Below are 14,342 nucleotides of genomic sequence, written 5' to 3'. Positions count from 1 at the left end.
ATCTGCTAGAGTCGCAGCGGCGGGGGAGCCGTCGCTCTCGCTTTCGGATGCCGCCCGCTCGACGCTCCTCGCTATCTCCCGCCCTCTCGCCGCGCCAGCGCCGCGACGCAGCTTGCGCGATCGATCGAGCGACCGTCGCGCTGGCGCGAGTCGACCCAGGTCACCTTGGCCTCGCCGCTGCCCGTGCTGGGCGGGTAGAGATAGGCGTCCAGGATGCAGATCGCGCTGGAGAATTGCAGCTTGCGCGCGGTCCCCTCGCGCACATCGGCGTCGGGCGGGCCGAAGCTGCGCACCAGCGCTGCGGCGTCCTGGCCGATCACGCTCTCCAGTCCCACGCTCGGCAGCGCCGCCGCCACCGGCTGCGGCCTCGGCGCGGTGGTCGGCGCCGTCGCGGTACAGCCCGCGATCGCGAGCGCGGGGAGCAGCGCGGCGAGACGGCGGGACGGGATCATCGGCGGGCTCCGTGATAGAGGTGGGTCGCCATCGCCGCGCCGAGCACGGGAGCGAGGACGTTGAGCAGCGGAACCACGAACAGCGCGGTGCCGGCAAGCCCCAGCACGAAGCGCCGCCCGGCGGTGGCCGCGCGCCAGTCTCGCATCGCCGCGCGCGGCAGGTGGCGCGCCGCGACCATGTCACCGAGGTCGCGCCCGAGCAGCCAGGCATTGACCAGGAAGAACAGGGCCGCGGTGCCCACCCCGGTAACGAGCAGCGCGAGATAGACCGGCAGCAGCAGCAGGTTGATCATGACGAAGCGCGCTGCCGAGCCGAGTCCCATCGCCACCCCGCGCGGCAGCGGCACCTCGCGCGCGCTCGCCGCCGCGTCGGGATAATGACGCCGCTCGACCGCCGCGACGATGCGATCGACGAACAGCCCGACCACCAGGATCGCGACCGCGCGGAACAGCAGCCAGAAGGCCAGCGCGGAGACCACCACCGCCGCCAGCCCCGCCATCGCGCCGTGATAGGCCCAGCCCGCGAGCGCGGCGTCGACCAGCCACCACAGGCCGAGCGCCAGCGCGGCGAACAGTGCCAGCGTCACCGTCAGCGACTGCGCCAGCACGCGCAGCACCGGCGGGTCGCCGAGCTGACCGATCGAGAGCAGCAGCGCGCGCAGCATCGTCGCGCAGCGATGCGCCCTGCGCCGCGGTTGCGCAAGCCGCGGGCGGCGGATAGGCGGGCGCTTTCCCGGACAGCAGGACCAACCCCTTGACCGAACCCCGCTACGACGTCGTCGCGATCGGCAACGCCATCGTCGACATCCTCTCGCCCGCGAGCGACGCCTTCGTCGTCGAGAACGGCATGACCAAGGGGGCGATGGCGTTGGTCTTCTCGCCCGAGGAGGCGGACACGCTCTACGCCAGGATGGGGCCAGGGCAGGAGGTGTCGGGCGGCTCGGCGGCGAACACGATCGCGGGCATGGCGGCGCTGGGCGCGTCCTGCGCCTTCATCGGCCAGGTCGCCGACGACCAGCTCGGCGACGTCTTCGCGCACGACATCCGCGCCGCGGGCATCCGCTTCGACACGCCCGCGCGCGCCGGCGCGCCGACCACCGGCCGCTGCCTGATCTTCGTCACGCCCGACGGGCAGCGCACGATGAACACCTTCCTCGGCGCCTCGCACTATCTGCCCGAGGCGGCGCTGGACCGCGCGCTGATCGCGGACGCGCGCTACCTCTATCTCGAGGGCTATCTGTGGGATCCGGAGGAGCCGCGCGCGGCGATGCGCGCCGCGATCGACGTCGCGCGCGCGGCGGGGCGCAAGGTGGCCTTCACGCTCTCCGCCGAGTTCGTCATCGACCGCCACCGCGCCGCCTTCCACGCACTGATCGACGCCGGGTCGATCGACCTGCTGTTCGCCAACGAGGCGGAGATCATGTCGCTGACCGAGACGGGCGACGTTGAGGCGGCGATCGCGGCGGTGAAGGACAAGGTGCCGCTGGTCGTCGTCACGCTGAGCGAGCGCGGGGCCACCGCGATCGCGGGCGACGAGCGCGTGACGGTGCCGGCACAGCCGATCGACAAGGTGGTCGACACCACCGGCGCGGGCGACCTGTTCGCGGCGGGCTTCCTGTTCGGCCAGGCGCGCGGCACGTCGCTCCAGGCATCGCTGACGCTCGGCGCGATCTGCGCCGCCGAGGTGATCCAGCATTTCGGCGCGCGCCCGATCGTCGACCTGAAGGCGATCACCGCGACGGTGTGAGGGGAGGAGGCCCCCAGCCGCTCATGCCGCCGTTGTCGTCATCCTGAACTCGTTTCAGGATCCACCGTGCCGCAAGCGCCGCACCTCCTGAGTGCGCGGCACGGTGGATCCCGAAACAAGTTCAGGATGACGGAAGAAGGAAGAAGCGCCGCGCCGCGATCTACCCACCGCATGTCATTGAACTGACCCAGTAACGTCATCGCGCCGCAAGATGACGCTCGCACAGCGAAGCGCAGACGGGCGGATCAGCGCCCGCTGGGGAACGATCACATGAACCGTAGGATGCTGCTCGCCGGCGCGGCCGCACTCGCCCTCCCGGTGGCGCCCGCCGCGGCGCAGGACTCGCAGATCGTGCGCGACGGCACCGGCGCCGCGTCTGCGACCGCCGCCGCCGCGCCCGCGGATCCCGCACCCGGCGCCGACCCGGCGACGACCGACGACACCGCCGCCACCGACGTCGTCGTCACCGGCGCGGTGACCCGCTCGGTGACCCAGATCGGCAGCGTCGAGATCCAGAAGATCCTGCCCGGCATCAGCCCGCTCAAGGCGCTGCAGACGCTGCCCGGCGTGACCTATCTCACCGCCGATCCGTGGGGCAACAACGAGCAGAACATCTCGCTCTTCATCCACGGCTTCAACGCGCAGCAGCTCGGCTACACGCTCGACGGCGTCCCGCTCGGCGATCAGCAATACGGCAATTACAACGGGCTGAGCCCGCAACGCGCGATCATCTCGGAGAATGTCGGCCGCGTCACGCTCGCCTCGGGCGCGGGCGACCTCGGCACCGCCTCGACCAGCAATCTCGGCGGTACGATCGACACTTTCTCGAGCGATCCGCGCGCCGACTTCGGCCTCACCGCGGCGCAGACCGTTGGCAGCTACCAGGCGACGCGCTCCTATCTCCGCCTCGACAGCGGCGACATCGGGCAGAACACGCGCCTCTACGTCTCGGGCGCGCGCCAGCGCGCGCGGGCGTGGGACTTCAACGGCTATCAGAACGGCTGGCAGGGCAACGCCAAGCTGGTGCACGAGGACAGCCGCGGCAAGCTGACCGCCTATTTCGCTTATTCCGACAAGACCGAGCCCAACGAAGACGCCACCGTCGTCTCCGCGACGCAGACCTACCAGCCCTATATCCGCCCGTTCCTCTACTCAGACCTGACCAACACGCTCAAGTATTTCAACAACCAATATGCGTACAACGGCGCGCCGAGCTACACCGCGGCGGGTAGCAACTACAGCAATTATTACGGCGGCGCGCTGCGCACCGACTATCTCGGCTATGCCAAATACGACTGGCGCGCGACCGATCGGGTGACCTGGTCGAACCAGGTGTATTTCCACCATAATGACGGCGTCGGCATCATCGCCGGACCGATCACCGCCGCCGGCCTGCCGCTGCTGTTCTCTTATTATTACCCGGGCGCCGCCGGCAGCAGCCCGACCTCGACGACCAACCTCGCGCGGCTGTCGACGATCTTCGGCAACTCGGGGCTGGCGACGCGCACCACCGAATATCGCATCGATCGCTACGGCGGCCTGTCGACGCTCAAGGTCGAGCTCGGCGACCACCAGATCGAACTGGGCGGCTGGTACGAGCGGCAGAGCTCGTCGAGCTACCGCCGCTGGTACGCCTTCGACATCAACGACCCCAGCTCGGTCTACCGTCGCCCCAACAGCTACGCCGACCCGCTGATCACGCAATATGGCAGCGAGGTGCGCGTCGAGGAGATCCAGGCGCATATCCAGGACGCGTGGCAGATCGTGCCGACGCTGCTGGTCCAGGCCGGCGTCAAGAGCACCTTCCAGAAGGCGCGCCAGGCGGTGCCGATCCAGCCGATCCCGGGTTCGTTCACCGGCTCGCGCGAGCTGCCGGTCGGTCGGCTCAATACTGACACATGGTTCCTGCCTCAGATCGGCGCCTTGTGGGACGTCACCGCGAGCGAGCAGATCTTCGTCAACGCGCAGAAGAACACGCGTCAGTTCCAGACCAGCGCGGCGGCGGGCCTGTCGCCCTTCGCGCTGGGCAGCCAGACGTTGTTCGAGGCGTTCAAGGACCAGACCAAGCCAGAGACGAGCTGGACCTACGAGGGCGGCGTGCGCACCCGCCGCGCGCTCGATCTCGGCCCGATCACGGGCTTCGAGGGCCAGATCAGCTATTACCACGTCGACTTCTCGAACCGTCTGCTGGGCGTCAGCCCGACCCAGACGATCAGCGCGGTGGCGAGCGGCGCGACCATCCTCGCCAACGTCGGCAGCGTGACGACCGACGGCGTCGACGTCGCCGGCACGCTCCGCTTCGGCTCCATCTTCTCGCTCTACAATGCGCTGTCGTACAACAACTCGCGCTACGACAATGATTACACCACCGGCGCCGCGCAGACCGTGGTGCCGACCGCGGGCAAGAAGGTGCCGGGCTCGCCCGAGTGGCTCAACAAGACGGTGGCGACGATCGGCACCGAGGGCGTCGAGCTGCAGCTGATCGGCGACTATATCGGCAAGCGCTACGCCACCTACACCAACGACCTCAGCGTGAAGGGCTATTTTACGCTGTCGGGGCGGATCGGCTTCGACATGCCGGTGTCGGGCGAGGGGCTGGCGAAGAAGCTGGGGGTGAGCCTCAACGTCACCAACCTCACCGATCAGCGCGGCGCCAGCACGATCAGCATCGGCGCGGCGAGCGGGACCTACAATTTCTTCCCGGTCGCGCCGCGCCAGGTGTTCGCCACGATCAGCGCGGGGTTCTGAGAGGGGAGCCATCCTCTCTCCCACCCCGTCATCCCGGACCTGTTCCGGGATCCACCGTGCCGCATAGGCGAGAGGCGTTGCTCTCGCGGACGCGTGGATCCCGGAACAAGTCCGGGATGATCGGCTAGAGGAGAACGCCGCACCGAGCGTGCGCGACCATCGCCGCGCGGTTCTGGGGCAGGGCGAGACGTTCGTCACCACGTCATCCCGGATCGAGTCCGGGATGACGACGCTCTGCGAACTCGCTGACCCACCCCATCGACGGCCGGCGCGGCATCGCCTAACGCCGCGCGCATGATCGCGCATCTCAAAGGGCTGGTCGCGTCGACCGGGATCGACCACGCGGTGATCGAGGTCGCCGGCGTCGGCTATCTCGTCGGCGCCTCGGCGCGCACGCTGGCCGCGCTGCCGCCCGCGGGCGAGGCCTGCCTCGTTCACACCGAGCTGCTGGTCGGCGAGGACTTCCTGCGGCTGGTCGGTTTCGCCGGCGCCGCCGAGCGCGACTGGTTCCGGCTGCTCACCGGCGTGCAGGGGGTGGGCGCGCGGGTCGCGCTGGCGATCCTCTCCGCGCTCGAGCCCAGTGATCTCAGCCGCGCGGTGATGGCGCAGGACAAGGCGACGGTGGCGCGCGCCAACGGCGTTGGCCCGAAACTGGCCGAGCGGATCGTGCGCGAGCTCAAGGACAAGGTCGGCGGAGTCGCGCTCGGGTCGGCGGCGGCGGCGCAGGTGGTGCCGGCGGGGGCGAGCGCCGACGCGGTGTCGGCGCTGCTCAACCTCGGCTTCCGTCCCGCCGAGGCCTCCGCCGCGGTCGCGGCGGCAGAGGAGGAGCTGGGCGCGGGCGCCGGGCTCGACGCGCTGGTGCGGCTCGCGCTGCGCAAGGCGGCGAAGTAGCGGGAGCGGGATGCGGCGCTCGTCGATTCTCCCCTCGCTGGGGAGGATCGACCCACCTCTCAGAACGTCGATCGCACTCTCACCGGCTCAGCGGCCGGCGGACGCTCCCGCGCCACCGGCGGCACCACGACCGCGGCCGCCGCGACGGCGACGGTTACCGCCACCGTTGCCACCCGCCGGGCCGGCGCTTGCGTTGGCGTAGTTGCGGCCCTGCGGCGAGCCAGCGGTCGGGCGCGGCGCGTGCGTCGCCTTGGGGCGCGCCGGCGGGCGAGCGCCGCGCGGACGGTCCTCGCGCGGCGCGGGGTCGGCGCCGATCGCCTTGACTCGCTCGCTCTTGAGCTGCTCGGCGCGGCGCAGGAAGTCCTCCGGCAGCTCATGCTGCGTCACCTTCTGGCGCGTCAGCTTCTCGATGTCCTTGAGGTAGGGCCGCTCGTCGTCCGCGCAGAAGGCGATCGCCTCGCCGCTGCGTCCCGCGCGCGCGGTGCGGCCGATGCGGTGGACGTACTGCTCGGGCACGTTCGGCAGCTCGAAGTTGAACACGTGGCTCACCCCCGAGACGTCGATGCCGCGCGCGGCGATGTCGGTGGCGACCAGGATCGGCACCTCACCCGCCTTGAATGCCGCCAGCGCGCGCTCGCGCTGCGGCTGCGACTTGTTGCCGTGGATCGCGTTGGCGGCGATGCCGTTGCCCGCGAGCAGCTTCACGACGCGATCCGCGCCATGCTTGGTGCGCGTGAACACTAGCGCGCGGTCGATCTTGGTCTCGCGCAGCAGGATGGTGAGCAGCGCCTGCTTCTCGGTCTGGTTGCAGAAGATCACCGACTGGTCGACGCGCTCCGCGGTGGTCGACTGCGGCACCACCGACACCGTCGCCGGATCGGTGAGGAACTGGTCGGCGAGCTGGCGGATCGACGGCGGCATCGTCGCCGAGAAGAACAGCGACTGGCGCTTGCGCGGCAGCATGCGCACGATCTTCTTGAGCGCGTGGATGAAGCCGAGGTCGAGCATCTGGTCGGCCTCGTCGAGCACGAGGATCTCGAGCATCGACAGGTTGAGGAAGCCCTGCTCGATCACGTCGATCAGGCGACCCGGGGTGGCGACCAGGATGTCGACGCCGCGCGCGACGTCGTTGCGGTTCTTGGCGATGCTGGTGCCGCCGAACACGGTCGCGACCGACATCTTGGAGAATTGCCCGTAGCCGCGCGCCGACTCGGCGATCTGACTGGCCAGCTCGCGCGTCGGCGCCAGCACCAGCATGCGGCAGTGCGTCGGCAGCACGCGCTTGTTCGCCTCGGACAGGCGCTGGATCGACGGCAGCACGAACGCCGCGGTCTTGCCGGTGCCGGTCTGCGCGATGCCGAGCAGGTCCTTGCCCTCGAGCAGCAGCGGGATGCTGTCGCGCTGGATCGGGGTGGGCTCGCTATAGCCTTTGGCCTCGAGCGCGCGGACGAGCGGCTCGGCCAGGCCGAGATGGGAGAATGACATGGGAGAATCCTGCGAAACAGGCCCACCGCGCGTCGCGAGGACGCACGGGTGGCGGGGGGAGAATGACGCCCCGCGTGACTTGGGAAGCCCTGAAACAACAACCGAGGCGGAGCCTGAACCCCAAGGGGCCCGATCACGCTGCATACGTCTCGATGCGGCGCAAATAGCGCAGGTGCAGCAAAAAGTCAAGGTCGCGGCGTTGAACCGCTGGCCCATGATGGTGTTTGGAGACCGTGACCTTACTGCGACAGCCTCTCTGACATGACCGACCCTTCTCCGCCGCCGCCCTCGCGCGCGCCCGCTCCATCGCGCCGACACGCGCCCGCGGAGGCGCCCAGCATCGGGCGCTGGGACTGGGACGTCCGCGCCGATCGCGTGACCTCCGACGCCGGTTTCGCCGCGCTCTACGGCGTCGCGCCCGAGCTCGCGCGCGACGGCGCGCCGATCGGCGACTTCTTCGGCGGGATACATCCGGACGACCTGCCGCGCGTGCGCGAGGCGATCGACCGAAGCATCGCCGCCGGCGCGCCGTTCGACGCCGAGTATCGCCTCGTCGACGCCGACGGGGGGACGCGCTGGGTCGCCGCGCAGGGTCGGGTCGACCGCGACGAAGACGGCGTGGCGCTGCATTTCCCCGGCGTCAGCTTCGACATCGACCAGCGCAAGCGGGCCGAGCTGCGCCTCGCCGCGCTGGTCGAGCTCGGCGACCGGCTGCGCGAGCCCGGCGACGCGGGCGACCTCGCGCTCGCCGCTGCCAAGGTGCTGGGCCGCGCACTCGACGTCAGCCGCGCGGGCTATGGTGTCGTCGATGCGGGTGAAGAGACGATCACCACCGAGCGCGCCTTCTGCTCGCCCGGGACCGCGCCGCTGCCCGCGGTGCTCCACTTCCGCGACTATGGCTCGTATATCGAGGACCTCAAGCGCGGCGTGACGGTGGCGATCGCCGACGTGCGCGACGACCCACGCACGCGCGAGACCGCCGAGGCGCTGCGCGACCTCGGGGCGATGTCCTTCATCAACATGCCGGTGACCGAGCAGGGCGGCTTCGTCGCGTTGCTGTACCTCAACCACGCGCACCCGCGCGAATGGAGCGAGGAGGAACAGGCCTTCGTCCGCGAGGTGGCTGAGCGGACGCGCGACGCGGTCGAGCGTCGCCGCGCCGAGCGCGAGCTGGCCGACCTCACCGCGCACCTGGAGCAGGAGGTGCAGTCGCGTACCGCCGAGCTGATGCGGGCCGAGGAGCAGCTGCGCCAGGCGCAGAAGATGGAGGCGGTGGGCCAGCTCACCGGCGGCCTCGCGCACGACTTCAACAATCTGCTGACCGGCATCTCGGGCGCGCTGGAGATGATCCAGGTGCGCGTAGCGCAGGGACGGATCACCGAGCTCGACCGCTACGTCACCGCGGCGCAGGGCGCGACACGGCGCGCGGCGGCGCTGACGCATCGGCTGCTCGCCTTCTCGCGGCGCCAGACGCTCGACCCGCGCCCGACCGACGTCAACCGCCTGGTCAGCGACATGGAGGACCTGGTCCGCCGCACCGTCGGCCCCGCCATCGCGCTCGAGGTGGTCGGTGCGGGCGGGCTGTGGGACGCGCTGGTCGACCCCAACCAGCTCGAGAACGCGCTGCTCAACCTGTGCATCAACGCGCGCGACGCGATGCCCGAGGGCGGCCGGATCACGATCGAGACCGCCAACCGCTGGCTCGACGAGCGCGCCGCGCGCGAGCGCGACCTGCCGCCCGGGCAGTATCTGTCGCTGTGCGTCAGCGACACTGGCACGGGCATGACGCCCGAGGTGCAGGCGCGCGCCTTCGACCCCTTCTACACGACCAAGCCGCTGGGCGAGGGCACCGGCCTGGGCCTGTCGATGATCTACGGCTTCGCGCGCCAGTCGGGCGGACAGGCGCGGATCTACAGTGAGGTCGGGCAGGGGACGACGTTGTGCATCTACCTGCCGCGTCACTACGGCACGGCGGGCGGCGAGGAAGACGCCGCGCTGCCGCTCGATCCGGCGCGCACGGCGTCGGCGGCGCAGGGGACGCCGGTGGTGCTGGTGGTCGACGACGAGCCGACGATCCGCATGCTGGTGGTCGAGGTGCTCGGCGGGCTGGGCTATGCCACGCTGGAGGCCGGGGACGGCGCGGCGGCGTTGCGGCTGCTCGGCGCGGGCGCTCGACCCGACCTGCTGGTGACCGACGTCGGCCTGCCCGGGCAGATGAACGGCCGTCAGGTCGCCGACGCCGCGTTGGCGCTGATGCCCGCGCTGAAGGTGCTGTTCATCACCGGCTATGCCGAGAATGCGGTGATCGGCGGCGGCCAGCTCGCGCCCAACATGGGGCTGCTCACCAAGCCCTTCGCGATGGAGGCGCTGGCGGGCAAGGTGCGCGCGCTGCTGGCCGGGTGATCGGTCCAGGCGCGAGGGTGGCGCGCCGCGCGCATCCGCGATACGCCTGGCTCGGAGAGGAGCAGCGCATGAAACTCGCCAGCCTGAAAGAGGGGCGCGATGGACGCCTCGTCGTGGTCTCGGATGACCTCGCCTGGTACGCCGACGCGGCGCACCTCTGCCCCACGCTCCAGGCCGCGCTCGACGATTGGGAGCGAGTCGCCCCTACGCTCGAGCTGCTCGCCATCGACCTGCGCAACGAGGCGATCCCGCGCGTGCGCTTCCACGAGCATGACGCCGCCGCGCCGCTGCCGCGCGCCTATCAATGGGCCGACGGCTCGGCCTATGTGAACCATGTCGCGCTGGTCCGGCAGGCGCGCGGCGCCGAACTGCCCGAGAGCTACTGGCATGATCCGCTGCTCTACCAGGGCGGCTCCGACTCGTTCCTCGGCGCGCGCGATCCGATCGCGCTCGCCGAGGAGGATTGGGACGCCGACTTCGAGGCCGAGGTGGTGGTCGTGACCGGCGACGTGCCGCAGGGCACCACGCGTGACGCCGCGCTGGGGTTGATCCGGCTGGTAGGGCTGACGAACGACGTGTCGCTGCGCGGACTGATCGCCGACGAGGTGGCGAAGGGCTTCGGCTTCTTCCAGTCCAAGCCCGCCTCGTCCTTCTCGCCGGTGTTCGTCACGCCCGAGTCGCTCGGCGAGTGGTGGCAGGGCGGCAAGCTCCACCGCAGGCTGATGGTCGAGCGCGACGGCCAGCCGTTCGGGCGCGCGGAGGCGGGCGCGGACATGACCTTCGACTTCGGCGCGCTGATCGCACACGCCGCGCGGACGCGCCGGCTCGGCGCGGGCACGATCATCGGCTCGGGCACCGTCTCCAACCGCGACTCGGACGGCGGCCCCGGCCGCCCGATCGGCGAGGGCGGGCTCGGCTTCTCCTGCATCGCCGAGCAGCGCGCGGTGGAGACGCTGCGCGGTGGCGCCGCGACCACGCCCTTCCTCCGGCGCGGCGACACGGTGCGGATCTGGGCCGAGGACGATCGCCACCACACGATCTTCGGCGCGATCGAGCAGGTGGTGGAGTGAGCGAGCGCTACCGGGCCGGGGGAAGCGACGTTCGCTCCGATGACGCCGTGTTCCCGCGAACGCGGGAACCCAGGGCCGAGCAGAGCCGCGGATCGCGTCGCACGCGTCACCCGTGCTCCCGCGTGCGCGGGAGCACGGGAGTCGTCGCCGCGGTGGTGCTCGCGCTGCTGCCGGCCGCAGCGACGGCCCAGGCCGCTCCCGCCGCTACCGCCACGACGGCGCGCGCCTATCCCGCCTATCCCGCCTCGCCCGCCGAGCTGTTCGGCGCTTTGTTCGACCAGGTGCAGCGCCGCCGGCTCTTCCCCGACGGCAAGACCTTCGCCGACGCCACGCCGAAGCGCAGCGCCGCCGCGATCATGGCCGATTACGCCCGCGCCGGCGCGCTGGACGACGCCGCGCTGAGCGCCTTCGTGCTCGCCAACTTCGACGTGCCCGAGCCGGGCCGCACCGCGCCGCCCAGCGCGGCGCGGCCGCCGCTCGCCGAGCATATCCGCGCGCTGTGGCCGCAACTCACCCGCCCGCCGCTGGCCCCGCCGCCGGGATCGTCCGCACTCGCGCTGCCGCGGCGCTACGTCGTGCCCGGCGGGCGCTTCCGCGAGATGTACTATTGGGACAGCTATTTCACGATGCTCGGCCTAGAGGCGGACGGCGAGCACGCGCTCACCCGCGACATGGTCGAGAATTTCGTCTCGCTGGTCGAGCGCTATGGCCATGTCCCCAACGGCACGCGGACCTATTATGTCAGCCGCTCGCAGCCGCCGTTCCTCTACCTGATGATGGGGCTGATGCGCGACGTCGACCGCGCCACCCAGGCGCGCTGGCTCGATGCGCTGCTCGCCGAGCATCGTTTCTGGATCGAGCAGCGCTCGGCGACGATGCCGGACGGCGCTCGGCTGCAGCATTACGGCGACGGCAAGTCGACCCCACGGGACGAGAGCTACCGCGAGGACGTCGCGACCGGCCGGGGCGACGCGCGCGTGTACAACGACCTGCGCGCCGGCGCGGAGAGCGGCTGGGACTATAGCTCGCGCTGGTTCGCCGACGGGCGGACGCTGGCGACGATCGACACGACGAAGATCGTCCCCGCCGATCTCAACAGCCTGCTCTACGGCATGGAGCGCGCGATCGCCGCCCGCTGTCGAACGCTCGCGCGGCCCTGCGCGGCGCCGTTCGAGCGCGCCGCGGCGACCCGCCGCCGGGCGATCGAGCGCTGGCTGTGGAGCGAGCGTGACGGTCGTTACGGTGACTATGATCTCGCCGCCGCACGGCTGCGCGACGGCGTCACCGCGGCGACCGCCTACCCGCTGTTCACCGAGGTGGCGTCGCGGTCGCGCGGCGCGCGCGTGGCCAAGACGATCGAGCGCGACCTGCTCGCCGCCAACGGGCTGCGCACCACCACCGCGGCGACCGGGCAGCAGTGGGACCGGCCCAACGGATGGGCACCGCTGCAATGGGTCGCGGTAGAGGGGCTACGCCGCTACGGCGCCGAACCGCTGGCGCGGCAGATCGGCACGCGCTTCCTCGCCACCGTCGAGCGCGAGTATCGCGCCTCGGGCAAGCTGCTCGAGAAGTACGACGTCGAGGAGAGCCGCGCCGGCGGCGGCGGCGAATACCCGACGCAGGACGGTTTCGGCTGGACCAACGGCGTCACCCGCGCGCTGCAGCAGCGCTACGCACAGGGCGCGCGGTAAGCGGAACGGTGCACGACCGGTGGCGGCTACGACGATGGTCGTCTCGGACACCCGCGGAAGGATGGATCCCGGCTCGACGCCGGATGACACATATATGGAACGACCGCGGTAAGAGGCTTGGCGCTCGACCTCGGGCGCGCGCTCCGCTACGCTGCTGCCGCGACCAGATCGGTCCGTCCCGTCGCCCTCGCGAGCGCTGCCAGCATCTCGGCGCGCAGCGCGGCCCGCAGCCTGCGCCGGCGCCGCGTGCGCGAGCGATGCTTGCCCGAGACCTCGGCCTCCTCGGGTTCCTCGCGATGCGGGTCGACCAGGAAGAAGTCGGTGTCGGTGCGCTTGCCGTCGAGCTTGGCCCAGAGCTCGTCATAGTCGAGCGAGCTCGACCGGCCGTCGACGACGTAGCCCGCGGCCACCTGGGTGCGGTTCGACGGGCCGGCCAGCAGCGCGGCGCCGAGCGCCTCGGCCACGGTCGCCGCGGCGAGCAGCAGCAGCGTCGGCGCGGCGATCTCGCCGTTCGCGCGCGCGGCGTAGCGCAGTTCCTCGCGTACCTGATAGCCGCCCTGCAGCCCGCCGACGAGCAGCACCGGCGCGTCCGCGGCACCGATCAGCGTGCCGCTCACCAGCGCGAAGGTCAGCGTGAACAGCCGCTGCCCGTCGAGCAGGAAGGCGAGCTCCACCTCGCCCTCCATCGGCGCCAGCCGCGCGGGGGTGAGTAGCAGCGCGTGGTGGCGCCCCTCCTCGTCGTGCCGCTCCCACAAAGTGAACGGTGCCCGCCACAGCGCGTCGCCGTGCGCGGCGGCGTGGCGTGCGACATAGTCATGGTGGTGGATCAGCGCGGCGAGCCGCTGGCGGCGGCTGAGCGGGGCGGCGAGATAGGCGCCGACATATTTGAACGCGCCATGCCGCGCGCCGGCACCCCTGGCCGGGGCCACGCCGGCGCGACGTGCGCGCGCCATCGCGCGCCGCAGCCGCAGCTGCTCGACCGGGTGGCGCAGCACGCCGAGCAGCTGCCGCGCACGGCGACTCGACGGCTTAAGCGCCTGCATGCGTGCTTCGGCGATCGGAGCCCATGGTCATCCGTTCTGTTGCCCTGGTCCCGGCTGCGATCGCGTCCGCGCCGGCCGAGGGCCTGGGTCGCGCCGCCGGGCGATGTTGCAAAGCAACGGAAGTTTCAAGCGAAATTGCTGTGGTTAAGGACGGTCGCGGGGAAGCGGCACGACCCGCCGTTTCAGCGCGGGACAAAGCCGCGGCGATGCTCTCCGCGCCCGATCACCGCGAAGCCGATGAAGGCCGCGAGCAGGCCGGGGTCCTCGACCCCCGCGAGCGCGCGCTTGACCGTGGCGAGGAAGTCGGTCGCGGCGCGCACGTCCTCGACGCGGCGATAGTCCATCCCCCAGTCGCCGAACTCGCGCGCGACGATCGCGGCGTCGCTGACATAGCCGATCGAGTGATGGCGCGGGTCGCGGGCGATGCGTGTCATCAGCGCTCGTAGCGCGGCCTCCTCGCCCTCGATCGCCTGGATGAAGCGCGTGCCGTCGTGGAGCAATAGGCCGGTGATGCCGGCGGCGCGGTTGCGCTCGGCGGCGGCATGGCAGAGCGCCGCTGCCGCGTCGTCGGAGAGCGGCGCGAGGGCGCGGCTGATGTACACGATCTGGTGCAGCGCATCGGCCATGGCGGGTCGTCCGGGAAGGTGGGCGGCGCACGTCCGCCGATGACAAAATGACGGTAAATGCAGGCGAGGGATTGTAGATTATTGCGGTCTGGACGCGACTTGGTGCGATCCTCCCGGTCTGCTTCACCGGATTGCTGCGGCGGCAGGAGCGAACAGCCATGCGCGTCCCGCTCGGGACGGTGGGCC

Annotated in this window: 11 protein-coding genes; 6 read left to right on the top strand and 5 right to left on the bottom strand. The window is 71.1% G+C overall.

Annotated features, from left to right (window positions below):
- Window positions 1-71: 71 nt before the first annotated feature.
- Window positions 72-452 (bottom strand): hypothetical protein, encoded by a 381-nt coding sequence (locus K7957_RS06440; RefSeq protein ID WP_223011183.1) that lies wholly within the window; start codon window positions 450-452, stop codon window positions 72-74.
- Complete coding sequence (locus K7957_RS06435; RefSeq protein ID WP_223011182.1) at window positions 449-1,117, bottom strand: EI24 domain-containing protein; 669 nt, start codon at window positions 1,115-1,117, stop codon at window positions 449-451. Before K7957_RS06435 ends, K7957_RS06440 begins: the two co-directional genes overlap by 4 nt.
- Before the next feature lie 89 nt (window positions 1,118-1,206).
- Here K7957_RS06435 and K7957_RS06430 point away from each other — a divergent pair, with 89 nt between their 5' ends.
- The 3 genes from K7957_RS06430 (at window position 1,207) to ruvA (ending at window position 5,838) form a co-directional block, all read left to right on the top strand.
- Window positions 1,207-2,199, top strand: a complete 993-nt coding sequence (locus K7957_RS06430; RefSeq protein ID WP_223011181.1) for an adenosine kinase — start codon at window positions 1,207-1,209, stop codon at window positions 2,197-2,199.
- Window positions 2,200-2,469: 270 nt separating this feature from the next.
- Window positions 2,470-4,947 carry a TonB-dependent receptor gene (locus K7957_RS06425; protein WP_246616820.1) on the top strand — a complete coding sequence of 826 codons (2,478 nt, stop codon included), beginning with the start codon at window positions 2,470-2,472 and terminating at the stop codon, window positions 4,945-4,947.
- A gap of 294 nt (window positions 4,948-5,241) precedes the next feature.
- Window positions 5,242-5,838: a Holliday junction branch migration protein RuvA gene (gene ruvA, locus K7957_RS06420; RefSeq protein ID WP_223011180.1), complete on the top strand. Its 597-nt coding sequence runs from the start codon at window positions 5,242-5,244 to the stop codon at window positions 5,836-5,838.
- 87 nt (window positions 5,839-5,925) lie between these two features.
- Here the strand turns inward: ruvA and K7957_RS06415 are convergent, their stop codons facing one another.
- Window positions 5,926-7,323: a DEAD/DEAH box helicase gene (locus tag K7957_RS06415; RefSeq protein ID WP_223011179.1), complete on the bottom strand. Its 1,398-nt coding sequence runs from the start codon at window positions 7,321-7,323 to the stop codon at window positions 5,926-5,928.
- 261 nt (window positions 7,324-7,584) lie between these two features.
- On the opposite strand from K7957_RS06415, the gene K7957_RS06410 reads away from it, so the two are divergent.
- From K7957_RS06410 to K7957_RS06400, 3 genes are all read left to right on the top strand, one after another.
- Complete coding sequence (locus K7957_RS06410) at window positions 7,585-9,726, top strand: ATP-binding protein (protein ID WP_223011178.1); 2,142 nt, start codon at window positions 7,585-7,587, stop codon at window positions 9,724-9,726.
- Between the two features lie 68 nt (window positions 9,727-9,794).
- On the top strand, window positions 9,795-10,796 hold the full coding sequence (locus K7957_RS06405) for a fumarylacetoacetate hydrolase family protein (RefSeq protein WP_223011177.1): 1,002 nt from the start codon (window positions 9,795-9,797) through the stop codon (window positions 10,794-10,796).
- 122 nt (window positions 10,797-10,918) lie between these two features.
- Window positions 10,919-12,487 carry a trehalase family glycosidase gene (locus K7957_RS06400; RefSeq protein WP_223011176.1) on the top strand — a complete coding sequence of 523 codons (1,569 nt, stop codon included), beginning with the start codon at window positions 10,919-10,921 and terminating at the stop codon, window positions 12,485-12,487.
- 146 nt (window positions 12,488-12,633) lie between these two features.
- Here the strand turns inward: K7957_RS06400 and K7957_RS06395 are convergent, their stop codons facing one another.
- On the bottom strand, window positions 12,634-13,530 hold the full coding sequence (locus tag K7957_RS06395; RefSeq protein ID WP_223011175.1) for a DUF535 family protein: 897 nt from the start codon (window positions 13,528-13,530) through the stop codon (window positions 12,634-12,636).
- Between the two features lie 182 nt (window positions 13,531-13,712).
- The gene (locus K7957_RS06390; protein ID WP_223011174.1) at window positions 13,713-14,156 is read right to left on the bottom strand and encodes a BLUF domain-containing protein; all 444 of its coding nucleotides are present in this window, start codon (window positions 14,154-14,156) and stop codon (window positions 13,713-13,715) included.
- Window positions 14,157-14,342 lie beyond the last annotated feature (186 nt).

It is taken from the genome of Sphingomonas yunnanensis (assembly GCF_019898765.1).
In the GTDB taxonomy this organism is placed as follows: domain Bacteria; phylum Pseudomonadota; class Alphaproteobacteria; order Sphingomonadales; family Sphingomonadaceae; genus Sphingomonas; species Sphingomonas yunnanensis.
Note: the sequence above shows the minus strand (reverse complement) of the source record. Positions and strands in the feature narration are given on the sequence as shown.